The sequence below is a fragment of the Amycolatopsis sp. NPDC114503 genome (assembly GCF_055633655.1).
Genome location: NZ_JBVKDT010000002.1, coordinates 455,203 through 480,604 on the forward strand (window position 1 = coordinate 455,203; position 25,402 = coordinate 480,604).

Sequence of the window (25,402 nt, forward strand, 5' to 3'; positions counted from 1 at the left end):
TGTGGGTGACGGGATTTTCGCCGACAGGCGGGCGGTTGTCGAGACGGGGGATTTCGCCGGTGCGGGGTCGGTATTGCGCGGCTATCCGCACCGGCTAGGTCAACGACGTCTTCGTTCGCCCACGGCGACTGTTGACCGGGACGCGAGATCTCCGCCACTCACCGCTCCAGCAAGATTTCCGCCGGTGCGGCAGGACCCCCGTCATCCGAGCGCGGTACGACGTCTGGGCTGCGGGGCACCTCGTACGAGTCGTCCAACCCCGATGAAGTGGTCGATCTCGCCTCGCCTTCGCCTAAGACCCTTCGGGTCACGGACCGCGCAGGTTTCCAGTGGGATGTCGGCAAAGACCTCGACGAACCGCGAGCCCGCTTCCTCGTGGCCGAGGCGGCCAGAGGGAAATCGGCCGTCTCAGTCCTGCCGTGCGGAGTGGGCGCGTTCCCGGGCTTCGAGGATTTCCGGGACGTGGGTTTCCGCCCATTCGCGGACCGCGCGCAGCGGTCCGAGCAGGGACAGGCCGAGGCCGGTGAGCCCGTATTCGACGCGGGGCGGCTGTTCCGCGTAGTCGACGCGGGCGAGCAGGCCGTCCTCTTCCATCGCGCGCAGCGTTTCGGTCAGGACCTTCGGGGTGACGCCCTGGATTTTCTCCGCCAGGGCGGTGAAGCGCAGCGGGCCGTCCTCGAGCGCGTTGACCACGAAGACCGTCCACCGCGCCCCGATCCGGTGCAGCACCACCCGCGACGGGCAGCTGGCGGACATGACGTTGTAGCCCACGGCGATCCTCCGGGTCCGGTTACGTTGAAGTACCTGGTTACTTTTCCATAGCCTACGTCGGCCACGACAACCGAGGAAACGGAGAAGGACCATGGGCAACGGGCTGGCCGGGCAAACGGTGCTGGTGCTGGGCGGACGGCATCTGGGCACGGCGATCGCCGAGGCCGCGACGGCCGAGGGCGCGCAGGTGCGCGTCGCGTCCCATCGGCCCGGCGGGCTGCACGTCGACCTGCGCGACGAGGCGACCATCGCCGCCGCGGCGGCCGAACTCGGGGCGGTCGATCACGTCGTCAACACGGCCGCGGCGCCCCACGCCGTTCCGGTTCGCGAACTCGACCGGGACAAGACCGTCGACGCCTTCGCCGCCAAGGTCATCGGGCCTCTGCTGCTCGCGAAGCACTTCACGATCCGGCGGTCGCTCCTGCTGTTCTCCGGGCAGGTCGGCTGGCGTCCGGCGCGCAGGAGCGTCGTGACGGGCGTGACCAACGGCGCCGCCTCGTTCGCCGCGCGGCACCTCGCCGCCGAACTCGCGCCGGTCCGGGTCAACGCGTTGTCGCCGGGAATCGTCGACTCCGGAGCCTGGGACGCCAAGGGCGACGCCAAACCGGACTTCCTCGCGAACGCCGCCGGGCGAACCCTCGTCGGCCGCACCGGCACGGTTGCCGACGTGACCGAAACGGTGCTCTGGATGCTGCGGGCCGAATTCCTCACCGGCGAAACGATCCACCTCGAAGGCGGCCGCCCCTGAGCGCGATGCCGGAATGCCGGAAGAACCGGTACCGGCAGGCGGAAGCCCGCCGGTACCGGCACATCGTCAAGGCCGGACGAACGGCGACAACGGGTTCCACAGCCCGTCGCACCGGTGCTGCCGCGGGATCTCAGTCGTGAGCTGGCTGTCCCCCGCCGCGTTCAGGGACATCACGACCGGATTGCTCTCGGTGAAGGGATCCCACCGCGGAGTGCCGTCCACGGTGGGGTTGCCGGTGCGGGCGAAGCCGGTCCATTGCGCCACCAGCTGGTCGGAGAGCACCTTCTGGTTGGGGGTGAGCTTCATTCCCGGCGGCGGCGTCAGCAGCATCCCCTCGGCCACGTGGTAAGCGCCGTTCGGCTTGGTGGGGTCGAGGAAGAACACGGGCGGCACGTCGGTGTCGTCCATCTCGTAGGCGAAAACCGGGATGTGCCGCGACAGCCGCTCGTCGTTGAGCACCGCGGGGCAGACCGAGTTGGAGTCGGCCACGACGGTCCGGAAGGCGAGGAACGGTGCCGGGTTCGGGAATCGTTTCAGCGGATAGAGTTCGCTGACCTCCTTGGCGTGCTCGCCGTACTGCTGCGCCACCAGTCTGCGGTAGTCCTCCGGGGTCGAGGCGGACGGCAGCTGGACCTCGTCGCGGGCCACGCCGTGCATCAGCGTCACCTTGTTGACCCGGCCCTTGGCGAACGCCTCACCCGGCGACAGCGTCAGCGTCGTCCCGTTCACGATCGGCGCGATCGTCCCGCTGTCCGGTTTCATCCCGTTGCCCGCCTGCTTCAGCAGAGCCGCCACCGGGGCCTTGCGCAAACACGCACCGGCGTCGGCCTCGCAGCCGAGCGCTTTCGCGAACCGCGCCCCGGCCTGCTGGGCCTGCTCCTCGTCGGGCAGGTCCGCCTTGCAGTCCTGCGGCTGCCACTGGATGTCCGTGCCCAGCAACGAGTTGTACTCGCCGTTCTGGCTGATGCCGCGCTGGAACAACCCCGCCGCGGTCGGCGAGACGGTGTGGTCGCAGACGCTCGACCCGCCCGCGGAAGCGCCGTAAATCGTGACGTTGTGCGGATCCCCGCCGAATTTCGCGATGTTGCGCTGCACCCAGCGCAGCGCGGCCTGCTGGTCCTGCAGCCCGTAATCGCCCGAGTGCTCGCCGTACGCCGCGTGCGCCAGGAACCCGAAAATCCCGAGCCGGTAGTTGACCTCGACGCTGATCACGCGCCCCTCGGTCACGAGCCGGCTCGCGTTCTGCGCCTGCAGCAACAGGAATCCGCCGCCGTGCAGCTGCACCATCACCGGAAGCTTCCCGTGCCCGGCGTCGGCGGGCGCCCGGACGTTCAGGTTCAGGCAGTCCTCGGTCTCCGATCCCGGGCCGAGGCCGGCCGGCTGCGGGCACGCGTTGCCCGGCGCGGTCGCCGCGAACGGCTTGGTCCACTTGGCCGGCCGCTGCGGCGGAGCCCAGCGCAGGGCGCCCACCGGAGGCGCGCCGAACCGGATTCCTTCCCACGACCGGACGTCCGGGCCGGCGATCCCGCACACCGGGCCGTCGTCGGTCGCCACCGTCGTGTTCGGCGAGCACGACGGCGCCGGTGGCGGCGCGGCCTCGGCCCGGTGGCCTGCCACAGCCGCCGCGCCAGCCAGCGATGTCGCCGCCAGCGCGACCGCCGCCAGCGCGACGCCTGCCTTCCCGTCAAGTCTCATCCGTCCTCCCTAGAGTCGGTGTTCTCCGGGCTGGATGCCCTGGCCGCTGATTCGGATCCGGTGCGCACCGTCGCGATCGGCCCGCGTCAGCGGGAAATGATCGCGACGGACCGGATTCCGTCATTTCCCCGGCGGGGAAAGGGGATTCGGCTTCTCCGACTGGGTGCTCCACGACCGCGAACGCGTGATCGGAGCCCGGCCGGCGCGGCGCGGGACGGATCTTCACCCGGCCGGTCGCCGCCACGGCCCGACCCGGTCGTCCGGATTCCCTCGCCCTGCCTCGCCGGGTGCCGGGACGAAAGACGAGCGGCGACCGCGCTCCGGACCGGCGTGCGCTCGGCCTTCGCCCGAAAACGGCACGGACACCCTCGTTCCCGCCCGGTTTCCAGTCTGGGCGCGGCGGGAAAACGCACAACCTCCGTTCGGTCGCGCGGAAGGTGTCAAATTCCCGGGCAGAATGGTCTTTGTCGGGGGTCGGCATCCCGTTCGACGAATGCGGTCGCTCCGGGTCGCGGCGACGCCGGAATCCGCGGGAAAACGCGAGCGGACCCGGCGGGCGTCCGGTCCGCAGTCCGATTCGGGCCGCCCGCCCTCACGTCCGGGACCTCCGGCCCTCCCGCCGGGAACGGCGCGGCCCTACCGTAGGCGGAATCTCGAAGACGAGAACCGGACTGCCCGGCGTTCGAGGGCAGGCTTCCGCGCCCGCCGGAAGCCGAAGGCGAGCGGTGGGGACACCGGCGGTCAGCAGGGTTGCCCGCCGGGCAAGCGGTGCAGCGGATGCACCTCCCCGGCGTTCCACTCCAGGGCCGCGTCGAGCTGTCCGTCCGACAGCCGGGCCAGGCGGGCGAGTTCGGGCAGCGAAACCTGCCCGGCCGATCGGCTGGCCAGGCACAGCAGGCCGAACCACCACTGCCCGTCGACCCAGTTCCGGCGGGCGCGCTCCACCAGCCGGGCCATGTGCTCGTCGCCGCACGCGTGGACGAGCCGCTGGCCGTGCCGCGCGAAATCCGCGGAATCGACGCGCGAGGAATCGGGAACGAGCGCGGTCTGCAGCTTCCCGAGCGGGACCTGCTCGCCGCAATGTTCGCAGGCTTTCCGGCGCGGGGCGCGGAAAATCATTTCAGGGGACGAATGCGACATCAGACACTCCGAACAGTCACGGGTTCCATGTCGCAGATGTCAGAAAGCCAGGGGCTAGGGCACGCGGCATCTGCGCGTCCCAGGCGGGGCCGCCGTGACCCCGCCCCGGGAAACCCACCGTAACCGCGAGCGCCCGGCATTGCCAAGACGTCCGTTGGGGCCGCCGCGCCCGCCCGCCCGCGATTCCGGTGCACAGAGCGGGACCGCGGGCATCGTTCCGGGTGGATTCGCGCGCGTCAGGGTGACGCTGCGCGACCGGGAGTCAGATGGCGTCGCCGTCGCCGAGGACCTGCTCCGGCCGGAGTTCGCTGCGCACCACCGAGGCGGCCACCTCGCTGAGCCGCTCGCGGTTCTTGCGGCTGTAGGCGCGCAACCGGTCGAACGCCGTCTCCATCTCCAGGCCGCCGGCATGCGCCAGCACGCCCTTCGCCTGTTCGATGACGACGCGGCTGTTCAGCGCGTACTGCAACTGCTCGGTCAGCAGTTCTCCCCGCCGGATGGCGCGTTCCTGCAGGATCCCGATCGTCGCGATGTCCGCCAGCGCCCTGGCCACGCCCAGCGCGGGCCCGGACACCGGGCTCGTGCCCCGGCCGAACAGGTTCAACGTGCCGATCACCTGCCCGCGCAGCCGCAACGGCAGCGCCTGGACGGAACGGAACCCCGCCGCGGCCGCCTCCGGGGCGAACACCGGCCACCGGGCCGTGTGCGCCGTCAAGTCCTCGATGCGCACGAGTTCGCCGCTGCGGTAGGCGTCCAGGCACGGCCCTTGCTCAGTCTGCAGCTGCAGCAGCTCCAGCGCGCGGCTGCTCTCGTCCGACGACGCCGCGACCTCCAGGCCGCCGCGCTGGTCCGCGAGCAGCAGCCCGGCCGCCGAGGCGCCGAGCAGCGTCACGCAGTATTCCGCGAGCCGGTGCAGCAAATCCGCCACGTCGTATTCGTCGACCAGCGTGTCGGCCATGTCCACGAACGCGCGCAACAGCTCGTTCTCGCTGGATGACGCGACCACGCCCGCGAACCTGTCGTTCATCGGTACCTCTTCCCTCTTCTCGGCGGCGTCCGCCCGCCTGCCTTGCCGGGAACCCGGCGGTCCGCGCGGCTTTTCACGCTTCGAGCTCTCTCGGGTGCAATCGCCGGGAGACGAGGTCGCGCGCGACCTCGTCCAGCAGCCTTCCCTTGGCATACGCGTACGCCCGCAGCCGGGCAAGTGCCTGTTCCGCCGGGATGGTGAACTCCGCGATCATCATCCCGGTGGCCTGGTGCACCGCGGCCCCCTCCCGGGCCAGCCCGTCGCAGGCGTGCCCGTCGAGTCCGTCGGAGACCACGGCCAGCAACACGCTGGTGACGAGGTCGGCCCCGCGCAGAATCGTCGCCAGATCGTCGTCCGAGAGCCACCCCGGGGCGCGCCGGTAGGTGTCCACCGCACCGAGCGTCACCGCACCGCGCCGCAGCGGGAACGCGAATATGCCTCCGATTCCGGCGGACCCCGCTTCCGTGGCGAAGACCGGCCACGCCGCGGGAAGGTTCCGGGCCAAATCCGGGACCAGCACCGGCCTGCCGCTTCCGAACGCTTCGAAGGACGGGCCCTCGCCCAGGCTGAACTGGACCGCGTCCAGATGTTCGATCACCGGATCGGTGGCGAGCACGAGCATGCGATGCCTTCCCTCGACCATGAGCGAAACGGCGGCTCCGTCGACCGGCATCAGCTCGACGACCGACCGGCACACCCCGGCCAGCGGGACCGTAGCGTCGCGCCCTTCGCGCAGCGCGGCCAGCAGCTCGGGAAGCAAAGGCGAAACCGCTTCGGCGAAATCACCGACTCCCGTCACCGCATGTTCACCGCCCTCCCGGATCCGGCACCTGCCGAGTTCCGCAATAGCGTTGAACGGCTTCCCCAGTCTACCCCGGTCCGGCCGCCCGCCGCCGGAGCCTCGCCGGAGCGGGAGCCGCTGCGGACGGCCGGCGGCGTTCCGTCCGCAATGGACAGTCGCCGCGCGAAGCGCCGTCCGGCCGCACCCCGAAGAGTCCACAGTGGACGATCAACGGACCGGAAACGTGGTCAGAGGGCGGCGGCCTCCGGCGCTGCCCCGTCCCGCCCGTCGTGCCGAGCGGTGCGCGCAGAGGACTTCCGGCCCTTTTCCTCCCCGGACGGGCCTGCGACGGTGGACCCGGAACGGAGCTGACATGACCGAGACCCCGCGGCAATGGACACTCGCGATCGCGTTCGACCAGACGGCGCACTACACCCGTGCCCAGGCGGTGCTGCGAACCGCCGACGGGGACGAATTCTCCGGCCACGGCCTCGCGCACGGCGCGGTCGAGGGGCGCGGGCTCACGCACGTCGCCGGCTACCTCGCCGCCGGGCGCGCCCTCTGCGATCTCTCCCAGGAGCTGATGGAAGCGGTCGCCATGGACGTCGACGCCGAACTGAACCAGCTCAGCGCGGCGGGGCAGGCCGTCCGGGCCGCCGACCACCGCCCGGACCCCCTCCGAGCGTGACCTCCCCTGGCGCGGATTCCCCTGCCCGCCAGGCGAAAAGCCCTCCGGCGACACCGCTCGTCCGGCACTGGGGTCCGCACCGCTCGGCCCTCGCTCGCGGGACGCGCCTGACGCGATCTCCCGCGAAACCGCCCTCTCCCGCTCAGCTCAACGACGCCGACCAGTCCAGCCGAACCCCGCCCCCCGGACGCGCCCCCACCGTGAACTCCCCGCCCGCCGATTCCGCCCGCTCCCGCAGATTCCCCAGCCCGCTCGGCGAAACGTCCTCCGGCAGTCCCTTCCCGTCGTCGGCCACCGAAATCCGCACCACCTCGTCCCGGACCGCTACGGAAACCGACAGCGCCGAGGCGTCCGCGTGCCGGACCGCGTTGCTGACCGCTTCTCGCACGACCGCTTCCACGTGCTCGGCCAGCTGGGCGGGCATCGCGTCGAGCGGACCGGCCATGCTGACGGTCGGATGCAGCGGTGCGTCGTCGGTGAGTTCCGCGATCGCGTCGTGCAACCGGTGCCGCAACCGCACCCCGCCCGCCGCACCGCCGTGCAGATCGAAAATCGCGGTCCGGATCTCCCGCACGATCTCGTGCATCTGATCGATGCTCTCCTGCAACCGCCGTTGCAGCTCCGGCGTTTTCGTCCGCCGCTGCGTGCTCTGCATCGACAACCCCACCGCGAACAACCGCTGAATCACATGGTCGTGCAGATCCCGGGCGATCCGATCCCGATCGGACAACACGTCCCGCTCCCGCGCCGCCCGCTGCTGCGCCGCCAGCTGCAACGCCAACGCCGCCTGGTCGGCGAACGACGCCAGCACCGGCAACTGCGCGGTCTCGAACCACGCCGACCCCGGATCCCGCAACGCGATCAGCACCCCGGCGGTGTGATCGGCCGCGCGCAACGGCACCACCAGCGCCGGACCTCGGCCGCGGCCGGCGAACAGCTCGAGCTCGGCCATCCGGCGCGGGGTCCGGTCCCGGAACACCGCGCCCGCCACCGTCCCGGCGACGGGCATCCGCAGCCCGATCAGGTGGTCGCCGCCGCCCGCGCACACGGTGACAGTCAGCTCGACGGAATCGGCTTCCCAGTCCTCGTCGGCGCCGAGCCTGCCCGTGCCCGGCAACGCCAGCATCGTGACATCCGAACCCGTCAGCTCCAGAGCCCGGCCAGCGATCAGCTCCAGCGCGTCCACCGGATCCGTGCCGCCGAGAAGTTCCGTGGTCACCTCGCTCGTCGCACCGAGCCAGCGCTGCCGCAGCCGGGTCTGCTCGTAGAGATGCGCGTTCTCGATCGCGATCCCGGCCGCCGCGGCCAGGGCCCGCACGACCACCTCGTCGTCGTCGGTGAAATCCGCCCCGTCCTTCTTCTCGGTGAGGTAGAGATTGCCGAACACCTCGTCGCGCACCCGCACCGGGACGCCGAGGAACGAGTGCATCGGCGGATGGTTCGCCGGGAAGCCGACCGACGCCGGATGCGCCGAAATCTCCTTCAGCCGCAACGGTTTAGCGTCGTCGATCACCAGCCCCAACAGGCCGTGGCCCTCCGGCAGATGCCCGATCCGCTCCCGCGTCTCGGCGTCGATGCCCAGGTACACGAACTCGGCCAGCGTGCCGTCGTCGCCGAGCACGCCCAGCGCGCCGTAATGCGCCTCGCCGAGGTCCACCGCGGCCTGCACGATCCGGCGCAGCGTGGCGTCCAGTTCGAGTCCCGACGCCACCGCCAGCACGGCTTCGAGCAGGCCGTCCATCTTGTCCCGGGTGCCGATCAAGAGCTCGATCCGCTCCTGCAGGTCGCGCAGCGTCTCCCGCAGCCGCAGCTGCGACAGGGTTCCGGACAGCTTCCGGGCGCCCTCTCCGGTTTCCGGCATCAGACCTGCTTTCGGAGCTCGGCGTCCTCAGACAGATGACTTTCGCCCCTGTGCGCCCTCGCCCGGCGGACGCATGCTGGAGCGAATGACCACACACGACACAGTGTCCCGCGTTTCGCGGTCCCGGGGAGAAGGATGACCCTTCAGGTGGCGCCGTCCGGCCGGCTCCGCGCCGAACAAGTGGTGTCGGTGCTGCGGAGCGCCACGCTCGCCCCCTCCACGCACAACACCCAGCCCTGGCTGTTCAGCGTCGGGCCGACCGGCATCGAAGTGCACGCGGACGCCGACCGCACGCTGCCCGTCGCCGACCCGGACCGGCGCGAACTGCTGCTTTCCTGCGGCGCGGCCCTGTTCAACCTGCGCGCCGCGATCCACGCGACCGGCGTCCATCCGGCCGTCAGCTACTTCCCCCGCCGCGGCGATCCCGACCTGCTCGCTCTCGTGCGCCCGCGGGCAGCCGCGGCGACCGACCGCAAGCTCGCCTCCCTGGCCGAGGCCATCCCGCTGCGGCACACCAACCGCACGCCGTTCACCGCCAAACCGGTTCCCGGCGGGACGCTGGGCGCGCTGCGGCACGCGGCCGAGGTCGAGCACGCCTGGCTGCCGCGGCTCGACGAGGACCAGCTCGCCGGGCTCAAGGAGCTGATCCGCGAAAGCCACCGGCTCCAGACCGGGGACCCGGCTTTCCGGTCCGAATGGCAGCGCTGGACCGGGCGCGGGCGCAACCGGCGCGACGGCGTCCCGTTCGCGGCCGGAGGAGCCATCACCGCCGACGACACCTGGGTCCTGCGCGATTACGGCGGCGGCTCCCGCGCACCGGGCGCCGAGCCGCTGGTCGTCGTGGTCGGGACGTTCGCCGACCAGCCGATCGACCGGCTTCGCGCCGGACAAGCCATGCAGCGGGTCCTGCTCACCGCCACCGCCGAGGGGATCGACGCCTCGTTCATCTCCCAGCCGGTCGAAGTGCCCGCGATCCGCGCCCGCCTCCGGGACCTGCTCGGCGGCGGACTCTGGCCGCAGATCGTGCTCCGCCTCGGCTACGGCGCCCCGGTGCCCCGGACGCCGCGCCGCGCGCTGGAGGACGTCCTCGTCGCGCCGTCTCCGCTCAGCGTCTGATCCGGCCGATCCGCCGATCGAATCCTCCTTCACCGCGCAACCGGCCCCCGACCCGGCGACAGACCGCCGGTTCTGGCCCCATCTCGTCCGGTACCTCGGCCACGACGCCGCGCCTGTCCCGCGGACTCCCTCGCCGTTCAGCGGCTAACCACCCGGCCGACGCGGACGGCCGCGCAACTCCGTCGCGAGCACTGCGGCCTGCGTACGCCGTTCCATGCCCAGCTTCGTCAGCAACCGCGACACATAGTTCTTCACCGTCTTCTCCGCCAAGAACATCCGCTCGGAGATCTGCCGGTTCGTCAGCCCCTCCCCGATCAACCCCAGCAACGTGCGCTCCTGCTCGGACAACTGAGCCAACGGACCCCGCTGCTTTTCCGCACTGTCGCGCAACTTCGCCATCAACGCCGCCGCCGCATGCGCGTCCAGCAACGACTTCCCCGCCCCGACGTCCCGGACCGCCGAGATCAGATCAAGCCCCTTGATGTCCTTGATGACGTACCCGGCGGCGCCGGCGAGCACCGCGTCGAGCATCGCCTGTTCGTCGGTGTAGGAGGTGAGCATCAGGCACTTCAGGTCCGGCGACAGCGTCCGCAGTTCGCGGGCCAGCTCGATGCCGTTGCCGTCGGGCAGGCGCACGTCAAGCACCGCGACGTCCGGGCGCAGCGCCGGAATCCGCGCCAGCGCCTGCGAAACGTCGCCGGCCTGGCCGACCACGGCGATCCCCGGGTCCTCCTCCAGCAGGTCGGCGACCCCGCGCCGGACCACCTCGTGATCGTCCACCAGGAATACCCGCAGCATCGGTTCTTCTCCCACCTTGGGTCCGTCCGTCGAGAGTACGGCGCTCCGGCGCTTTCGGAGGTCGTCAATCCCCCGGCGGAGGCGGGGTTTTCACCGGCACTGACCAGCTCAGCCGGGAACCGCCCGCCACGGTCAGCGTCCCGCCGCGGCGGCTCGCCTGCTCCGCCAGCGCGGCCAGCCCGGGCGCGGCGGCCACCGCGAGGTCGTCGGCGCCCTCGTACCGGACGGTCACCGTCGTCCGCGCCGCTTCCGCCTGGATCTCGACCTCCACCGATTCGGCCGGCGTGTGCCGGGCGACCAGCCGCAGCGCGTCGGCGAGCAACCGCACCACGACGTCCGAGGGCGCCCGGTCGAGTTTCCCGGTCAGCTGCGTGGACACCGCCAGCCCCAGCTCCTCGCGCGCCTCCGCCAGCACCCGCAGCACCTGGTCGCGGATCGGCTCCGGGGCGGGCGGCAGGACGTCGTCCAGCCGGAAAACGGTTTGCTGCACGTGATTGATCACGTCGTCGAGGTCGGCGATCGTTTCGCGCAGCCGGGCCGCGACCACCGCCGATTTGGCCAGCCCTGCCGTGGTCTGCAGCGACAGCCCGGCGGAGTAGAGCCGGTTCAGGATCTCGCCGTGCAGCCGCGCCGCGATCCGGTCGCGTTCGTCGTGCAGCGCGGCGTCCTCGCGTTCGGCCCGCACCTGCGCCAGTTCGAGCGCCACCGCCGCCTGATCGGCGAACCACGCGGCGATCTCCAGGTCGTCGGCGGTGAACGCCGGGCGGCCCGCCCGCCGGGCGACGGTCAGCACCCCGGCCACCGTCCCGTTCCCGGCGAGCGGCACCAGCATCACCGAATCGAGGTTCAAGGTCAGCACGGACGGAACGGACAGCCGCGACAGCTCGTCCGGCCACGAAGCGATCCGCGGCTCGCCGCGCGCGAACACCGTGCCGGCCACAGTGGACTCGGTGGGCAGTTCCCGGCCGGCCAGCTGCTCCGCGCCCGCCCCGACCGCGCGTTCGACGAAGAGGTAGCCGTCCCGCTCCGCCGGGCGCGTCACCGAAACCAGGTCCGCGGACGCGAGCGACCGCGCGTAGTCCACGACGCGGCCGAGCGGATCGCCGAGGTCCGCCGACAGCAGTTCCCGGGTGACCGCCGCGGACGCGCGCAGCCATTCCTGCTGGTTCCGCGCGGTCTCGTACAGCCGGGCGTTCTCGATCGCGCTGCCCGCCGCCGCGGCGAGCGCGAGCGCCAGCTGTTCGTCCTCCTCGCTGAACCGGCCCTGCGCCGAATCGGCGAGGTAGAGGTCGCCGAAGACCTCGCCGCGCACCCGGACCGGGACGCCGAGGAAGCTCGTCATCGGCGGATGCCCCTCGGGGAACCCGGTCGAGCGGGGGTCGTCCTGCAGCCGCGCCAGCCGGACCGGGCGCGGGTCCTCGACGACCGCGCCGAGCAGGCCCTTGCCTTCGGGCAGCCTGCCGATCCGCGCGACCGCCTCCGCGTCCATCCCGGTGTGCACGAATTCGGCCAGCCGCCCGTCCGTTCCGACCACCCCCAGCGCCGCGTACCGCGCCCCGACCAGATCGCACGCGGACTCCACGAGCCTGCGCAGCAGCGCGGGCAGCGCGAGGCTGCCGGTGATGGACTGGGTCGCGCGCAGCAGCCCGCGCAGCCTGCCCTGCGTGCTGATGACCTCCTGGGCGCGCTCCACCAGCTCGCCGAGGAGCTGGTCCAGTTCCATCCTCGGCTGATCGGGGAACGTCAGCCTCGTTTCTTCGGGTGCGTCCCGCTGGTTCACCCCGGCTCCTGCCCGTCCGGCCCCCGCGTCCCGTCCGCGCGGCGCCACTGGGAATTCAGTCTCGCGGCTCGTGCGAGGGGCCGTCAAGCGCGCGAAAAGGTACCGGCGGCGATTTTCGGCGCTGCACGGGAAAACGCGCGTGCCGGGTTTCTCCCGGCCGGGAAATCACACCAGGAACCGTCGGGGCCGCACCCGGCCCGGGGGCGCGATTCCCTTGGCCGACCGGCGGAATCGGGCGCGTCCGGCGGTGCGGCGCAAGGCCGGACGGAGTGGCCGGCCTGCCCCGGATCGGGGCCGCGAACGGCGGCGGAATGGTTCTTCCGGCGGAAATCCCGGTCTTCGGACCGGCCCTGGCGGAATTGCCGTTGCGCCATCCGGGTATTTCCCGTATCGCCGCGGTTGTTGCCATTTCGCCAGATGTCGGCGCAGCCGGTCAGCGACGCGCCTCCGGCCGCACCACGAGGACCGGGCACGAGGCGTGGTGGATCAGCGCCTGGCTGGTCGACCCCAGCTGCATCCCGGCGAACCCGCCCCGGCCGCGGCTGCCGACGACCATCAGCTGGGCCCGCTCCGACTCGTCGAGCAGCACCTGCCGCGGCCAGTCGCGGACCAGCTTCCGGCGCACCTCGACGTCGGGGTACTTCTCCTGCCAGCCGTCGAGCCGGTGCGCGAGCAGCCGTTCCTCGACCGGCTGGCGGCGGGTTTCCCGCTCCGGCACCGGACGCGCGGTGCGCTCCATCGCGTCGCAGACGACGTCGGCCCAGGCGTGCACCGCGACCAGCGGGACCCGCCGGAAGCTGGCCTCCTCGAACGCCGCCGCGATCGCCGCCTCGCTGTTCGGGCTGGTGTCGACGCCGACCGCGACCGGGCCGTCGAGCGGAACCGGGCCGTCGCCGCGGCGGCCGCGGACCACCGCGACCGGGCAGCCCGCGCCGCTCACGACCGCCGCGGTCGCCGCGCCCGCCAGCATGCCGGCGACCCCGTCGGTCCCGGTGCGGCCGAGCACGACCATCCGGGCCTCCCGGGACCGGTCGATCAGCAGGGCGGGCGCGGAATCGGTGTAGACCTCGTTGCGGACGCGGAGCGCGTCGGCCGCCAGGTCCTCCCCGGCGGGCGCGAGGAGCCCGCCGTCGGAGGGCACGTCCTCGAAAAGCGGTCCAGGCCCGGCGAATCCGGCGGGCACCGCGGTCTGCAGGCAGTGCACCAGCTCCAGTTCGAGATCGCGGCCCGCGGCGAGCCGGGCGGCCCACCGGACCGCTTCGGCCGCGCCGTCCCATCCGCCGATCCCGACGAGCACCGTGCGGTTCCGGCCGGTCACCTGTCCGACCCGTCGCCCGCCGGGTCCGCCGCCACCACGCCGGGCACCGCGAGCGCCAGCAGCTTCGCGACATCGCGGTCGGCTTCCTCGTCGTAACGGTCGGTGATGCGCACGATCCCTTCGTGCACCTCGACTTTCCAGCGCCCCGTCCCGCCGTAGACCTCGAGCCGGTGCCGGACGTCCGCGGCGATCGCGGCGTCGGCGCGGGCGAGCACGCGGACCACGTCGCCGCGCGTCACGATGCCGACCACCCGGGAGCCCTCGACGATGGGCATCGCCTGGCTCTTGGAGTCCACCAGCTCCCGGCAGACGTCGGCGAGGCCGGCTCCGGGCGGCATCCCGGAGGCGGGCGAGGTCATCACCGCGCCGACGGTCGTCTCGATCGCGCCGGGGTGGTACGGACGGCACCGGGACGCCCACGACCGTCCCGGGCCCCGGTCGCGGCCGAGGTCGGCCTGGGTGACGATGCCGACGAGCCGCCCGTCGTCGTCCACCACCGGCAGCGCGGGGAAGCCGCGCTCGGCGAGAAGCTCGGCAGCCTCGTCGGCGGAGGTCCACGGACGCACCGTCTCCGCAGGCGAGGACATCAGATCGCGTGCGCGCATCAGACCCGTCCTTTCCTGGCACTGGCTCGAAACTAGGCGACCGACGGCACCGGGCACGCCGGTCCGGAGTCACCGGCGCGAAGGACCAACGTCATCTGTGCCGCGCCGGGGACGGTTCCCGGCGCGGCGGGAACGCCGGGCCGCTCCGCCGTTCGGCGCAGGGGCGTTCCGTTCGGCCTCGGTGAGCACGACCGCGTCCGGGCCGGGGTAGATCGTCGAGACGTAGCCGCCGAGGAACCAGCGGACCGTGAACGGCGGGCCGCCGTCCGGGGTCCCGACCGCCACGACGCGGCCGTGCCGGTCCGGGAATTCCGCCCGGCCGCTCTTCACCACCAGCCAGTCGCCGGGCTGTGCGCGCATCGCTCCTCCTCGGTCCGGACGGATCACCGCCGCGGGGAAAGTTCCGCCGCGGCAACGCCTTGTGCGGTCAGTGCGAGCGCTTTGACAGGACGGCGGCCTGCCTCGCCCAGTCGTTCCGGTGCCCGGCGCAGTCGCTCAGCAGCGCGGCCGGGAGGCGATGGCCTCCTCACGGCGGCTGACGATCCCGGCCTGCTGTTCCCGGAACGCTGCGGGCAGCGCCGCGACCGCGTTCTCGACCAGGGTGCCGGGCGGGTCGTGATGTCCCGTGCTCGCAAGGCTTTCCCCGCTCTCTCACCGAAGCTCCCCGCGGACGACCGCGACCGGGCACGCCGCGTGCGCGAGCAGCCGGTTCCCGGTGGACCCGAGCAGCCCGCCAGTGACCGGGCCCCGGCTGCCGATCACGACCAGCTGCGCGCCCTCGACCGCCAGCAGCGCACGTCCCGGCGAACGCTCCCGCACCGCCCGGATCCGCACCGCGACCTCCGGGTACTTGTCCGCCCACGCGGCAGTGCACTCCCGCAGCGCGCGATCCTCCTCGGCAGCCCGTCCCGGCCGGTCGGACCGCCAGGCGCGCACCGCCACGAGCGGCACCTGCCTGCTCGCCGCGACCTCGAAGGCGAATTCCCCGACGCGCTCGTCGGCGTCCACCCCGACCACGACCGCCCCGCCCGCCGCCGCGCGCCCGCGCACGACGACCACCGGGCAGTACGCGCAGGCCGCCGCCCGCAGCGCGACCGAGCCGATCGCCGCCCCGCGCAACCCGCCGAGCCCGTGCGCACCCAGCACCACCAGCGACACCGACCGCGACCTCTCGACAAGCAGGTCAACGGCGAGCCCGGCCCGGACGACCGGCTGAGTCTCCACCCCCGGCGCCGACTCCTCGGCGACCTGCGCGGCGCGGCTCAGCCACCGGTGCGCACGGGCGAACCGCTCGCGAGCTTCCTGGTCCTCGGCCGAGGTCCCGGCTTGGAACAGCTGCAGCAGACAGCCGCGGCGCACCGCTTCGCCGGCCGCCCAGCGGACCGCCGCGAGCGAAGCCTCCGACTCGTCGACCCCGACCAGCACCGCGCTGCCGGGTTTCTTCCGGGACACCGCCGCCGCCCCTTCCCGCCGCCGGTTCCGGCAGCCGCGTCCACGGTGGCCCACCCTGGTGGGCTCCGTCAGGGGCCGAAGTCCCTTCCCGCAGGGACGAAAGCGCATCTCCGGGGTGGGTGGGGGTGGTGGGACGGGTCTTTTAGCCGGGGTCTTTTCCGACGGGCGTTCAAGCCGGGGCCGGGCTCGGGGCCGCAGGTGCGAGCGGGACCGTGCTGGCGAGCTGCGGGGCGCGTTCCGTGGCGGGCGGATTCCGGCGGCTGCGCGGAGGCGATGGGGTTGCCGGGCCGCCGACCGCTCCGATCATCCAGCCGGGCCGCCGCACCGCCTCGCTGCCGAGCCGCCGGACTCCCGGCCAGGAATCATGCCCAGCGGGCACACCACGACCGGATCCGCATCGATCCACTGTGGACAGATTTCAGTGGCACCACGGCCTCAAGACGCACCACGGACGTCAACCGAACCGACCAACCCACCGCCACAAGCCAGGCGTCTCACGACCGGTCCACTGTGGACAGATGCGGTCACGGATCGCCGCCCGCTCCGCGATGCCCGTCTTCCGGCCCCACACTCCCCGTGCGCGATCCGGCGAGCAAGTCCGTGCCAGGTATCGCCGCCAGCACTCCGTCGTCCGGCCGCTCCGCCCGGCACGGGAAGCGGCCACCGTCCGAAAAGGACAGCGGCCGCTCTTCCCGTCGGGCGACGGGGAACCGGGAGTCACCCGGGCACTGCGCCCGCGGCCGGTTCGTCGGCCAGGGCGATCCGGGCGTCCACTCCCACCCGCAAATGCTCCTTCACCGCCACCACGCCGTCCACGCGGCCGACCAGCGCCAGCATCACCGGGATCACCGGCAAGACACTTCGGCGCTCGACCGTGCCGGTGAGCGACACGACGCCGTCGCGCACCACGATGTCCAGCGACGCCGGGTCGAGGCACAGCTCCCGGTCCAGGACCTCGTCGCGCACCTCGTCGCGGATCTCGTCGTCCGGCCGCAGGAACAGCCTGCCGAGATCGCCGCGCGAGACGATGCCCGCCAGGGTTCGGTCGGCGCCGAGCACGGGCAGGCGGTGCACCTGGGCGGCATTCATCCGCCGGACCGCGCACACGACGTCGTCGTCCGCCCCGACGGTCACCGGCGGCGTCGACATCACCTCGGCCACCGCACCGGCCTTGCGCCGGACGAGGCGTCCGAAGCGGCGGGACTGCCGCCGCGACAGATCGCCGCGCGTGACGAAGCCGAGAACCCGGCCGTCCTCGCCGACCACCGGCGCGCCGCCCACGCCCCGCCGCTCCAGCACAGCGGCGGCGGCGGTGAGGCGCGTCCCCGGTTCGACCGCGGCGACGTCGGCCGTCATCACCGCGCGGACCTCGCGGGTTCTCTTCATCTCGGTCTCCTCACAGCAAGGGATCGGGGCGAATGTCCGGCAGCGGCCCGCGTTCTTCGGCCGAGCGGGCCGGGACGATGACCACCGGGCAGCGCGCCTGCCGCAGGCAGTACTCGGAAACCGAGCCGACCAGCAGGTGCAGCACCCGGCCGTGCCCGTGGCTGCCCAGCACGAGCATCGCCGCGCCCGCGGACGCGCGGACGAGCGCCGGACCGGGTGCGCCGTCGACGGCGGCGGTCCGCACCCGGGCCGGATCCGCGCCGGGCCACGCCCTGGCGACCGTCGCGTCCAGCTCGTGCCGGTACCGGGCCGCGATCTCTTCGTGCGAGCGGGCGACTGCCGATTCCAGGTCCGCGAGCAGGTCGAAAGTCCAGGCGCGCAGGACCGCGACCGTCCGGCCGCTCGCCGCAGCCTCGGCGAGCGCCCAGCGCACCGCGGCGGAACTGCCTGTCGAGCCGTCGGCGCCGACGACGATCTCGTGTTCGTCAGCGGCGGTCATGGTCCGCTCCTCGCATCCGACCGGCCCGCCGGGCCGTCCCGCCGGCGACGGTCATGAACTGCTCCTCTCGCGTCCGGCCAGCGTGCGACCTGCCCGGACCGAAGGCACCCGGACTGTCCACAGCGGACCAGACGGCTCCGCGGCCCTACTCGACGTCGATCTTGATCCGCTTCTCGTGCGGCTGCCCGGCCAGCGGCATGGAGATCTCGAGAATGCCGTCGGTGTAGCGCGCGGCGACCTCCGCGGTCACCGCCCCGGCCGGCACGTGGACCGTGCGGCTGAACTTGCCGTAGGAGAATTCGCTGCGGCCGTCGAGGTGCTTGCGCTCCTCGCGGTCCGCCTCGACGGTCAGCATCCCGTCGTGGGTCGTCACGGAAATGTGCTTCTCCGGGTCGAATCCCGGCAGTTCGGCGCGGACGGTGTAGGTCCCGCCGTCGGTGAACTCCTCGATGCGCACCGGGTTGTGGTCGGCGAACGGCCACGGCCGGTCGAGCCAGGCGGCGATGTTCGGCAGCGCCATCCGGGAACCGGGCAACAGTGACGTCATGTGCGCACTCCTCTCTCGGAAACGGTGTCGCCCTTCCAGGAAACGCTTCCGCCCGCCGCCGCGACGCGGCCGGACTGCCCGAAGACGAAGGCCGAAAGTCACAGACCGGGCGGACCTCGCTCCGCGAATGCCGGGCACTGTCCACTGAGGACTTGGCTCAGCGGGCCACCGCCACCGGACAGGCCGCGTGCGCCAGCAGCCAATACCCCGTCGAGCCGAGCAGCCCGCCCGCCACCGGACCGCGCGCCCGAGCCCCCGCGACGATCAGCTGCGCACCAGCGGAAATCCCGGACAGCGCCCGCGCCGTCGAGCGCACCCGCACGACATGCACGCGCACCGGCACGACCGGATGCTTGCGAGACCACGCAGCCACCTGCTCGCGCAGTCCGGCTTCCCGGCCAGGGCGACCGTCGTGCCACGCGTGCACCGCCTCGATCCCGGCTCCGCGCGAAACGGCGGCCTCGAAGCCGAAAGCGAGTGCGCGCTCGCCGCCGTCGGAATCGTCGAGGCCGACCACCACCGGCCCGCCCACCGCCGCGCTGCCCCGGATCACCACCACCGGGCAGCGCGCGGACGCGGCCGCTCGCAGCGCCACCGACCCGATCGCCCCGCCGCGCGCCCCGCCGAGCCCGTGCGCGCCCAGCACGAGCAACCCGGCTTCGTCGGACAGCGCGGCCAGCAGTTCGGCCGCGGTCCCGAGCCGCACGCACATCCGCACCGGAACCGCGGGCGCGGCCTGCCGGGCGGTTTCCGCCGCCTGCCGCAGCAACCGGCGGGCGGGCTCCATCAGGAGCTCGGCGTCGCCCGGCGGTTTCCCGTGCGGCAGCAGGTCCGGGTCGTCGCACAGCTCGGCGTGGAACACCACGAGCCCGGTGCCGCGCCGTCCGGCCTCGACCGCCGCCCAGCGGACCGCCGCGAGCGCGGCCGCGGACCCGTCGACCCCGGCGACCACCGGCCGGCTCACCGCCATGGCTCCTGGTTCTCCTTGTCCCCGCGCTGTTCTCCGGTCCGCCGGCAGATCGCGGCGCCGTGCTTGCCGCGTTCGGCGGGCCGGCCGCGGGCAGCCCCCGATGAGGGGGACCTCCGCTCCTCGTCCATCACATGCCTCCTCCGGCCGGTCACTGGTCGTCCAGCGGCCGACGCTAGGCCGCCGCGCCCCGGCCCCACTGCGGGCGGACGTCCGCGGCACGGGAGTCTTTGGTCCCAGCGCGAAAGGCGCTGCGGCCCTCCGCGCGGGTTCGGCGAGCAGGTCGCGGCTCCGCCCGCTGGCACGGCCTGCGCCGATCAGCGGACGGGACGCCGGAAAACCTTCCGGTACAACAGAATCTGCCCGCTTTCCCCGCCATCCAGCGGACACCCCGCCGACCCGAGCGAGGGCACGGCGTGGCCCGATCAGCCGATGTTGGGCCGAAAATCTGTGCTCAGCAAGAGCATTCCGCCTGCGATGCCGTTCCTGTCCAGCGGACGTCCAGCCAAAAACCAGTCCGGCACAAGCACACCGCCCCGCGGACACCCCACCGCCCCGCGCGACAACACAGCCTGCACAGGCCAGCCGTCATCGGACCGAGAACCAGCCCAGCAGAAACGCACCGCCCCGCCAGTTTCGCCGCCGCCGAACAAGGCCCCCCGAAAGCCCATGCGGTGCCGCCTCACCGACAGCTCAGCGCGCCGCCCGCCGCATTGCTCCATTCCCCCGCGCGAAGTTCCGCCTTCCGGCCCACCTCGGCGTCGCCGCTATTCCACCGGACGGCCGGGTTTCGCACTCCGCCAATCAGCCGCCACCGTTTCGCGGAGGATTCGCTGTGCCGTCATCCGGGTCGCCTGCAGCGACGAATGCGCTTCCCGCGAATTGAACACCCGGCGCGGGGCCGCGACGCTCAATGCGGCCACGGCGGTCCCGGTCACGTTGAAGACCGGGACCGCCGCGGCGAGCAGGGCGCCGGGGACTCGCGGGTTGAACGACACCTCGCGCCGCCGGATCTCGCGCAGTTCCGTGCTCAGCCACGCCGGGAGCCCGCCGCCGTTCTCGTCCTCGCCGCGGTAGCCGGCGAACACCGCGAACCGCGCGGCGAGGCCGGGGTCGAACGCCATCAGCACTCTTCCCGCCGCGCTGTTCGCCAGCTGGGAATCGTTTTCTATCCGTTCGGCGAGCGAACAGTAGCCGCTGCTGTAGATCAAATGCACGAAATCGACGACATTGCCGCTGGCCACGCCGAGGCCGACCAGGTAGCCGGTCCGCCAGTGAATGTCGATCAGCGACGGGAGAATGCCTCTTCGAAGACGTTGCAGTTCCTGCGTGGAACCGGGTCTCGCGAGCCGGCACACGGCTTCCCCGTGCCGGTAATGATATCCGGCCCGCACGACCATTCCGTATCCCTGCATCTCGGCCAGCAGCCGGTGCACCGTGCTTTTCGGCAACCGGGTCGACCGCGAGATCTCGCTCAGCGTTTCGATCCCGCCCGAATCGCGAATGGCGCTCAGGATCGAAAGCGCGCGGGGAATCGGCCTTCGCGGCACCACGCTCGTACAAGCCCACCGTCCGTTATCGTCGCTCACAGTCACGACCGCAACCTCCACCGAATCCACAAGTCCCTCGTGCGCGCGACGCCGGGGAGTCCCGCTCCCGCGCGCGGGGCGCCGTCCCGGCACCGCCGCCCAGTGCGGTCCCGTCGCGCTCCGCCGCTCCCGGGCGGCACCGCGCCTCGCTGCCGCCCGATTCGTCCGCGACCGGCGTCTTTCCTGATGCAGTCCTGTTCTCGCGCCGGGCGCGCGCAAGCTTCATGCTTGCCCAGGAGCGCGTCCGGCACAACCGGACGCACCCGTTCACTGAAACAGATCGCCCCAGTGGCGCAGCGCGTTGGCCTGCACGCCTCGCCAGGCGACCTGCCCGTCCCCTGAACCGGGCGCGACTGGTCACCCTGCGTGACCATTGCGCGTTTGCGCGCCATCGTGTTCGCGGACCGTGACAATTGCGCATCCCACTGTTTTCGTCCGTCGAAGAACCTGACGGAAACATCGCACGAAAACCCGGCGCCTCGTCCACCAGGCCGGAGAATATTCCGGGCAATCCCGCGTTTTCGCCGGGACGCGGCGGCGGATTCCGGGGCGGCGCCGCTTCGGCCCCGGCGTCCCCGCGATCGGCGGGCGAATCCGGCTCCGAAACCACGATCAGGCGGGCCGGCCACGACGGCGGGGGTTGGCGTCGTCCGTGCCGGCCTCGGGAGAATCAGCGGGACCGGTTCCGGCTCCCGCCGCGCCTCCGCCGAAAGACCATACCAGCACTCGGTCGACGGCGAGCGACCAAACGAGGACGCAGAGCGATGTTCCAGCTCCCGGAACAAGGCCTTGACTTCCGCACGACGAACGAACAGGCAACCGGCGGGACCGCGTCAGCCAGCTACGCTATCCATCGCGATCATGGTGGCATGCAACGCGTTCTTCTCCGCCATCGCGCGACCGGCCCGCGAATCCGAAGCGGGCGCGCGGTCTTCCCGACGCGAGCGGAGTGTCCGTCACGCAGCCTCCGAGCCGGCGACCACTCGCTCGCAGACCCGCAGGATCGTGCGACGGTCGACCACGGGCCAGGGCTGGCCGGCGGAAAGCCGCCGAAGCTCCGCGTCCGGTTCGAAGACCACGGCCTTGCCTACGCACGGGAACATCTCCGCGTCCGAGGCGGAATTCCCGATCGCGAGGAAGTTCTCCGCGCCGAACCCGGCCGCCTCGGCCAGGCAGCGCACGAACGCGAGTTTGCCGCCGGGCGCGCCGGGCGCGGACAGGAGACGTCCGGTGAACCTGCCGTCGGCGACTTCCACGACCGCGCCGTGCCCGCCGGAGAGCCGGAGGTCGATCGCCGCCTCCTGCACCGGGAAATCGTGATTGCCCGACAGCAGATGGACGCGGTATCCGCTCGCCCGCAGCAGCGAAAGCAGTTCCGGGACAAAGGAAAACAGCTTTCCCCGGCTCGCCCGCCAGGTTTTCTCCGCGGCGAAGCGGGCCTGCGCGACCGACGCCCCTTTCATCGCGAGCGCGTACAGCCGGTAGATCTCGTCCATCAGCCCGGGCGGCGATTTCTCCTCGGCGGCGAACTGGTCGATCGCCTCCAGGCAGGACAGCCCCGCTTGCCGGTCGCAGGTGCCGTCGTCGAGCAGAACCCGCAGATAATGCCTCGAAGTGTGCCCGGGAAGGAGAGTTCCGTCCAAGTCCAGAATGGCGTATTTCGTCGCGCAGCAGTTCATGAGTTCACCCTGATCCGTCGCATCCACGAAAACGGCCCCGCTGAGAGCGCTTTCCGCGATTTTCCGGGCTGACAGTACAACGGCGCGGGTCCGGGACCGGCCGCTTGTTCCATGCCCCGGGACACCACTGTCCCGTCCCGGATCGGCCCCCGGAAACGGGGTAATAATCGGAAAACATCCTCGAGGGCTTCGATCCGGGGACTCGAATCGCCAGCGTCAGCCGATCAACCGGCGGGCGATCCCGGCGCGGGTGGTGAGGTCGAGTTTGTTCAGCACCCGAGCCACATGGGCGTCCACCGTGCGCGGGCTGAGGAACAGCTCCGCCGCGATCTCCTTGGTCGTCAACCCGCGCACCACCATTTCCGCCACCTGACGCTCCCGGCGCGAAAGAGCCCGTCCGCCCGCCGGCGACTCCAGCTTGCGCCGCCCGGCCAACCGCCGCTGCACCTTCGTCGTCTCGCGCAGCGACGCGCTGGCGCCCGCGCTCCGGAACACCTCCCGAGCCTCGCCGATCCGCTGGGTCGCGGCATCGAAGTTTTCCTGTCTGCCCAGCACTTCCGCGACCAGCAGAACCGCGCGGCCGCGGTGCAGCGCCATCGCCGCCCGGCCGAACGCGACCGCCGCGGCCGAAGCGTCCGTCAGCGCGGCAGCGAGGTCGGCCTCCGCTGCCAGCACCGTCGCGCGCGCCAGCAGCGCGATGCCGAGGTCGCTGTTCAGGCCGGTCGCCGCGGCCCGTTCCATCGCCTCGGACGCCCGCCGGCGCGCCTCCGCGGGCGCTCCTTCGGCGAGGGCGACCCGGCAATCCCGCGCCAATCTGGCCACCAGCAACGGATTCGCGGTCCGCTCGACCGGCTGCTCGACGGCGCCGGGCAGCATCCCGAGGTCGAAGCCGGCCTCGGCGAGGATGTGCTCCACCGTCCGCCGCCACCACTCGACAGCCGGTCGCGGCATCTTCTCCACGGCTCGCCATTGTTGTTCGGCCGCCGTGCGATCTCCGGTCGCGAGCAGGACCCGCAGCCGGATCGCGGCGGCCATCGGCACGACGTCGTGGTGGCCGAACCGGGTCGCGGCGCTTTCCGCTTCGGTGGCCGCCTCCGCCGCCGCGGCGAGCCGGCCCAGTTTCCAGAGCACGAAGCCGCGCACTGAATACAGGAACGGCAGCCCGGCAGCGCTCAGCGGCAGCGCCCGGTCCACCAGGGCGAGCGCACGCCGGTCGTCGTCGAGGAAACTGGAGGCCCAGCACAACGCGGGCACGGTGTAGAGCACCGAACGCAGCTCGCTGTCGTCGAGCAGGTCGAATCCGTCGGCCGCGGCCTGCTGGGCGTGCCGGGCTTCGGCGGTCCGCCCGGCGCAGGCCAGCCCGATGGCGGCGAGCGCCGCGATCGCGGATCGCACCGCAGGCCCTGCGCCCGGGTCAGCCGCGGTCCGGCGAAGCCGTTCCTGCGCGCCCGCGGCGTCTCCGTCCAGCAGCTCCAGGTGTGCCAATTCGAGCTGCGCCCGCGCGTCCGCCTTCCCCGACGCGGCGATCGCGGCCTCGGCGATCGCCCGCGCGCGCCGGGTCCGGCCGAGTGCGTGCTCGCACCGCGAAAGCAGCGCCAGCACGCGAGGCGACTCGGGCAACGCGGCCAGCAGCGCACGCGCCCCAGCCGGTTGCCCGGAGGCCAGCAGCGCTTCGGCGCGCAGCACCGACAGGCGGCAGTGCTCGTGCCCGCCGCGCATCCGCTCCGGCAGGTTCGCCACCGCCGCGCCGAGCCAGCGGGCGCACGCCGCCGGATCGGTCCCGAGCACCTCCTCGCCCGCCGAAGCCAGCTCTCCGACCGCGACCAGATCGTGGCGGTACAAGGATTTCTCGAGATGGTAGGCGCGCACGGTGAGCGGCGCGTCGAGTTCGCGCAGGTACGCCGCCGCACGGTGGTGAGCGCCCGCCGCCCAGCCTCGTCCGGCCAGCCGCGCGGCGGCGGCCCGGACCAGCGGATGCCGGAACCGCAGCCCCGCTGCCCCGCCGGCCAGCACGCCGCGGCACAGCAGCCGTTCGATCGCGTGGCCGACCTCGGCCCTCGGCAGCACGGTCATCGCCTGGACCAGGTCCGCGTCGATCGCGGTGCCGCCGCACGCCGCCGCCTGCACGACGAGCCGCTCCGGCTCCGGCAGCGCAGACACTTCGGAGAACAGCACACGTTCCGCCGGCAGCATCGGCCGGTCTTCGGCCGCCAGGCGGTCGTCCTGTCCCGGCCACTCGTGCGGCGGCAAATCGGCCAGCAGCAACAGGTACAGCGGGATGCGCTCGGCCGCGGCGGCGATCCGCGCCCGCTCGACGTCGTCGTGCCCGGGCAAAAGCCGGGCGACCTCGTCGTCGGTGAAAGCGGGCAAGGTCACGTAACGGGCTGGGACTCGCTCGGCGTGCAGCAGGCGGGTCAGCGCGGGCTGCTGCTGCCCGTCGCGCACCGACAGCACCAGCCGCCGGTCGCCGTCCGGTCTTCGGACCAGCGACATCAACAGCCGCAAGGACTCTTCGTCGGCCCACTGCGCGTCGTCGACGACCACCAGCGATTCCGATCCGAGCACCTGCGCGAGACGACGCGCGAACCCCGGCGGTCCCCCGGGTCCGGCCGCGGGCACCGCGCACACCGGATCCGGCGCGCGCCGGGCGACTTCGGCCAGCAGCCGGGTTTTCCCGATCCCCGGCCGCCCCTCCACCACGGTCACCGCGGCCGAACGGTCCAGGCACGCGGCCAGTTCCGCCGACCTGCCGACAAACTCCTTCTCGAGCACGCTCTCCCCCTTCGCCCGACCAGCGAATTGCGGTAATTCTACGGATGCTCGCACCCGTTATCTTCCGGTTTATTTGATGCCCGGGACAAACCGGCAAATGAGCCGGGCAAGCGGGAACAGGTTAGTGCCCGCGCCCCGGCCCGGGCTATCGGCCAACAGGGAGAACCTCGGCCGTGCGCCGAA

22 protein-coding genes and 1 pseudogene are annotated in these 25,402 nt (G+C 72.4%); 3 read left to right on the plus strand and 20 right to left on the minus strand.

What is annotated here, in order from left to right:
* Positions 1–201: 201 nt before the first annotated feature.
* Both ACZ7OI_RS09915 and ACZ7OI_RS09920 read right to left on the minus strand, forming a co-directional pair.
* A pseudogene (locus tag ACZ7OI_RS09915) lies at positions 202–366 on the minus strand (adenylyl-sulfate kinase); the annotation flags it as partial.
* Positions 367–408: 42 nt separating this feature from the next.
* The gene (locus tag ACZ7OI_RS09920) at positions 409–771 is read right to left on the minus strand and encodes a winged helix-turn-helix transcriptional regulator (RefSeq protein ID WP_470263791.1); all 363 of its coding nucleotides are present in this window, start codon (positions 769–771) and stop codon (positions 409–411) included.
* 91 nt (positions 772–862) lie between these two features.
* Here ACZ7OI_RS09920 and ACZ7OI_RS09925 point away from each other — a divergent pair, with 91 nt between their 5' ends.
* The gene (locus ACZ7OI_RS09925; protein ID WP_470263792.1) at positions 863–1,519 is read left to right on the plus strand and encodes an SDR family oxidoreductase; all 657 of its coding nucleotides are present in this window, start codon (positions 863–865) and stop codon (positions 1,517–1,519) included.
* A gap of 66 nt (positions 1,520–1,585) precedes the next feature.
* Here ACZ7OI_RS09925 and ACZ7OI_RS09930 read toward each other — a convergent pair whose 3' ends face one another.
* The 4 genes from ACZ7OI_RS09930 to ACZ7OI_RS09945 all read right to left on the minus strand — a co-directional run bounded on the left by ACZ7OI_RS09930 (position 1,586) and on the right by ACZ7OI_RS09945 (position 6,180).
* A complete protein-coding gene (locus ACZ7OI_RS09930) occupies positions 1,586–3,214 on the minus strand; it encodes a carboxylesterase/lipase family protein (RefSeq protein ID WP_470263793.1) in 1,629 nt (542 codons plus the stop codon).
* 741 nt (positions 3,215–3,955) lie between these two features.
* On the minus strand, positions 3,956–4,354 hold the full coding sequence (locus ACZ7OI_RS09935) for a hypothetical protein (RefSeq protein ID WP_470263794.1): 399 nt from the start codon (positions 4,352–4,354) through the stop codon (positions 3,956–3,958).
* A gap of 262 nt (positions 4,355–4,616) precedes the next feature.
* Positions 4,617–5,381 carry a GAF and ANTAR domain-containing protein gene (locus ACZ7OI_RS09940; protein ID WP_470263795.1) on the minus strand — a complete coding sequence of 255 codons (765 nt, stop codon included), beginning with the start codon at positions 5,379–5,381 and terminating at the stop codon, positions 4,617–4,619.
* Between the two features lie 73 nt (positions 5,382–5,454).
* Positions 5,455–6,180, minus strand: a complete 726-nt coding sequence (locus tag ACZ7OI_RS09945; protein ID WP_470263796.1) for a GAF and ANTAR domain-containing protein — start codon at positions 6,178–6,180, stop codon at positions 5,455–5,457.
* A 355-nt stretch (positions 6,181–6,535) separates the two neighbouring features.
* On the opposite strand from ACZ7OI_RS09945, the gene ACZ7OI_RS09950 reads away from it, so the two are divergent.
* Positions 6,536–6,850 (plus strand): dsRBD fold-containing protein, encoded by a 315-nt coding sequence (locus ACZ7OI_RS09950; protein WP_470263797.1) that lies wholly within the window; start codon positions 6,536–6,538, stop codon positions 6,848–6,850.
* 142 nt (positions 6,851–6,992) lie between these two features.
* Here ACZ7OI_RS09950 and ACZ7OI_RS09955 read toward each other — a convergent pair whose 3' ends face one another.
* Positions 6,993–8,711: a GAF domain-containing sensor histidine kinase gene (locus ACZ7OI_RS09955; RefSeq protein ID WP_470263798.1), complete on the minus strand. Its 1,719-nt coding sequence runs from the start codon at positions 8,709–8,711 to the stop codon at positions 6,993–6,995.
* A gap of 135 nt (positions 8,712–8,846) precedes the next feature.
* Here ACZ7OI_RS09955 and ACZ7OI_RS09960 point away from each other — a divergent pair, with 135 nt between their 5' ends.
* Positions 8,847–9,827, plus strand: coding sequence for an Acg family FMN-binding oxidoreductase (locus ACZ7OI_RS09960; protein ID WP_470263799.1), 981 nt, complete (start codon positions 8,847–8,849; stop codon positions 9,825–9,827).
* Positions 9,828–9,971: 144 nt separating this feature from the next.
* Here ACZ7OI_RS09960 and ACZ7OI_RS09965 read toward each other — a convergent pair whose 3' ends face one another.
* The 13 genes from ACZ7OI_RS09965 to ACZ7OI_RS10025 form a co-directional block, all read right to left on the minus strand.
* The gene (locus ACZ7OI_RS09965; protein WP_470264308.1) at positions 9,972–10,625 is read right to left on the minus strand and encodes a response regulator; all 654 of its coding nucleotides are present in this window, start codon (positions 10,623–10,625) and stop codon (positions 9,972–9,974) included.
* Between the two features lie 64 nt (positions 10,626–10,689).
* On the minus strand, positions 10,690–12,405 hold the full coding sequence (locus ACZ7OI_RS09970; protein ID WP_470263800.1) for a sensor histidine kinase: 1,716 nt from the start codon (positions 12,403–12,405) through the stop codon (positions 10,690–10,692).
* Between the two features lie 433 nt (positions 12,406–12,838).
* Positions 12,839–13,723: a universal stress protein gene (locus ACZ7OI_RS09975; protein WP_470263801.1), complete on the minus strand. Its 885-nt coding sequence runs from the start codon at positions 13,721–13,723 to the stop codon at positions 12,839–12,841.
* Positions 13,720–14,328 carry a CBS domain-containing protein gene (locus ACZ7OI_RS09980; RefSeq protein ID WP_470263802.1) on the minus strand — a complete coding sequence of 203 codons (609 nt, stop codon included), beginning with the start codon at positions 14,326–14,328 and terminating at the stop codon, positions 13,720–13,722. Before ACZ7OI_RS09980 ends, ACZ7OI_RS09975 begins: the two co-directional genes overlap by 4 nt.
* A gap of 69 nt (positions 14,329–14,397) precedes the next feature.
* Entirely contained in the window at positions 14,398–14,688 is a 291-nt protein-coding gene (locus ACZ7OI_RS09985) for a DUF1918 domain-containing protein (protein WP_470263803.1), read from the minus strand.
* 291 nt (positions 14,689–14,979) lie between these two features.
* Entirely contained in the window at positions 14,980–15,780 is an 801-nt protein-coding gene (locus tag ACZ7OI_RS09990) for a universal stress protein (protein ID WP_470263804.1), read from the minus strand.
* A gap of 717 nt (positions 15,781–16,497) precedes the next feature.
* Positions 16,498–17,166 carry a CBS domain-containing protein gene (locus ACZ7OI_RS09995; RefSeq protein WP_470263805.1) on the minus strand — a complete coding sequence of 223 codons (669 nt, stop codon included), beginning with the start codon at positions 17,164–17,166 and terminating at the stop codon, positions 16,498–16,500.
* 10 nt (positions 17,167–17,176) lie between these two features.
* On the minus strand, positions 17,177–17,665 hold the full coding sequence (locus ACZ7OI_RS10000; RefSeq protein ID WP_470263806.1) for a universal stress protein: 489 nt from the start codon (positions 17,663–17,665) through the stop codon (positions 17,177–17,179).
* 145 nt (positions 17,666–17,810) lie between these two features.
* The gene (locus ACZ7OI_RS10005; protein ID WP_470263807.1) at positions 17,811–18,212 is read right to left on the minus strand and encodes an Hsp20/alpha crystallin family protein; all 402 of its coding nucleotides are present in this window, start codon (positions 18,210–18,212) and stop codon (positions 17,811–17,813) included.
* A 157-nt stretch (positions 18,213–18,369) separates the two neighbouring features.
* On the minus strand, positions 18,370–19,182 hold the full coding sequence (locus ACZ7OI_RS10010; protein ID WP_470263808.1) for a universal stress protein: 813 nt from the start codon (positions 19,180–19,182) through the stop codon (positions 18,370–18,372).
* 764 nt (positions 19,183–19,946) lie between these two features.
* On the minus strand, positions 19,947–20,774 hold the full coding sequence (locus ACZ7OI_RS10015) for an IclR family transcriptional regulator (protein ID WP_470263809.1): 828 nt from the start codon (positions 20,772–20,774) through the stop codon (positions 19,947–19,949).
* Between the two features lie 950 nt (positions 20,775–21,724).
* Positions 21,725–22,447 (minus strand): HAD family hydrolase, encoded by a 723-nt coding sequence (locus ACZ7OI_RS10020; RefSeq protein ID WP_470263810.1) that lies wholly within the window; start codon positions 22,445–22,447, stop codon positions 21,725–21,727.
* Positions 22,448–22,663: 216 nt separating this feature from the next.
* Positions 22,664–25,219: a helix-turn-helix transcriptional regulator gene (locus ACZ7OI_RS10025; protein WP_470263811.1), complete on the minus strand. Its 2,556-nt coding sequence runs from the start codon at positions 25,217–25,219 to the stop codon at positions 22,664–22,666.
* Positions 25,220–25,402: the final 183 nt, after the last annotated feature.

What these genes read in the sequence shown, in the direction of transcription:
- ACZ7OI_RS09980 (WP_470263802.1), bottom strand. Translation starts at nt 14,328, where the DNA reads ATGCGCGCACGCGATCTGATGTCCTCGCCTGCGGAGACGGTGCGTCCG.
- ACZ7OI_RS09995 (WP_470263805.1), bottom strand. Translation starts at nt 17,166, where the DNA reads ATGAAGAGAACCCGCGAGGTCCGCGCGGTGATGACGGCCGACGTCGCC.
- ACZ7OI_RS10010 (WP_470263808.1), bottom strand. Translation starts at nt 19,182, where the DNA reads ATGGCGGTGAGCCGGCCGGTGGTCGCCGGGGTCGACGGGTCCGCGGCC.
- ACZ7OI_RS09925 (WP_470263792.1), top strand. Translation starts at nt 863, where the DNA reads ATGGGCAACGGGCTGGCCGGGCAAACGGTGCTGGTGCTGGGCGGACGG.
- ACZ7OI_RS09965 (WP_470264308.1), bottom strand. Translation starts at nt 10,625, where the DNA reads ATGCTGCGGGTATTCCTGGTGGACGATCACGAGGTGGTCCGGCGCGGG.
- ACZ7OI_RS09935 (WP_470263794.1), bottom strand. Translation starts at nt 4,354, where the DNA reads ATGTCGCATTCGTCCCCTGAAATGATTTTCCGCGCCCCGCGCCGGAAA.
- ACZ7OI_RS10005 (WP_470263807.1), bottom strand. Translation starts at nt 18,212, where the DNA reads ATGACGTCACTGTTGCCCGGTTCCCGGATGGCGCTGCCGAACATCGCC.
- ACZ7OI_RS10000 (WP_470263806.1), bottom strand. Translation starts at nt 17,665, where the DNA reads ATGACCGCCGCTGACGAACACGAGATCGTCGTCGGCGCCGACGGCTCG.
- ACZ7OI_RS09930 (WP_470263793.1), bottom strand. Translation starts at nt 3,214, where the DNA reads ATGAGACTTGACGGGAAGGCAGGCGTCGCGCTGGCGGCGGTCGCGCTG.
- ACZ7OI_RS10020 (WP_470263810.1), bottom strand. Translation starts at nt 22,447, where the DNA reads ATGAACTGCTGCGCGACGAAATACGCCATTCTGGACTTGGACGGAACT.
- ACZ7OI_RS09955 (WP_470263798.1), bottom strand. Translation starts at nt 8,711, where the DNA reads ATGCCGGAAACCGGAGAGGGCGCCCGGAAGCTGTCCGGAACCCTGTCG.
- ACZ7OI_RS09985 (WP_470263803.1), bottom strand. Translation starts at nt 14,688, where the DNA reads ATGCGCGCACAGCCCGGCGACTGGCTGGTGGTGAAGAGCGGCCGGGCG.
- ACZ7OI_RS09950 (WP_470263797.1), top strand. Translation starts at nt 6,536, where the DNA reads ATGACCGAGACCCCGCGGCAATGGACACTCGCGATCGCGTTCGACCAG.
- ACZ7OI_RS09960 (WP_470263799.1), top strand. Translation starts at nt 8,847, where the DNA reads ATGACCCTTCAGGTGGCGCCGTCCGGCCGGCTCCGCGCCGAACAAGTG.
- ACZ7OI_RS09940 (WP_470263795.1), bottom strand. Translation starts at nt 5,381, where the DNA reads ATGAACGACAGGTTCGCGGGCGTGGTCGCGTCATCCAGCGAGAACGAG.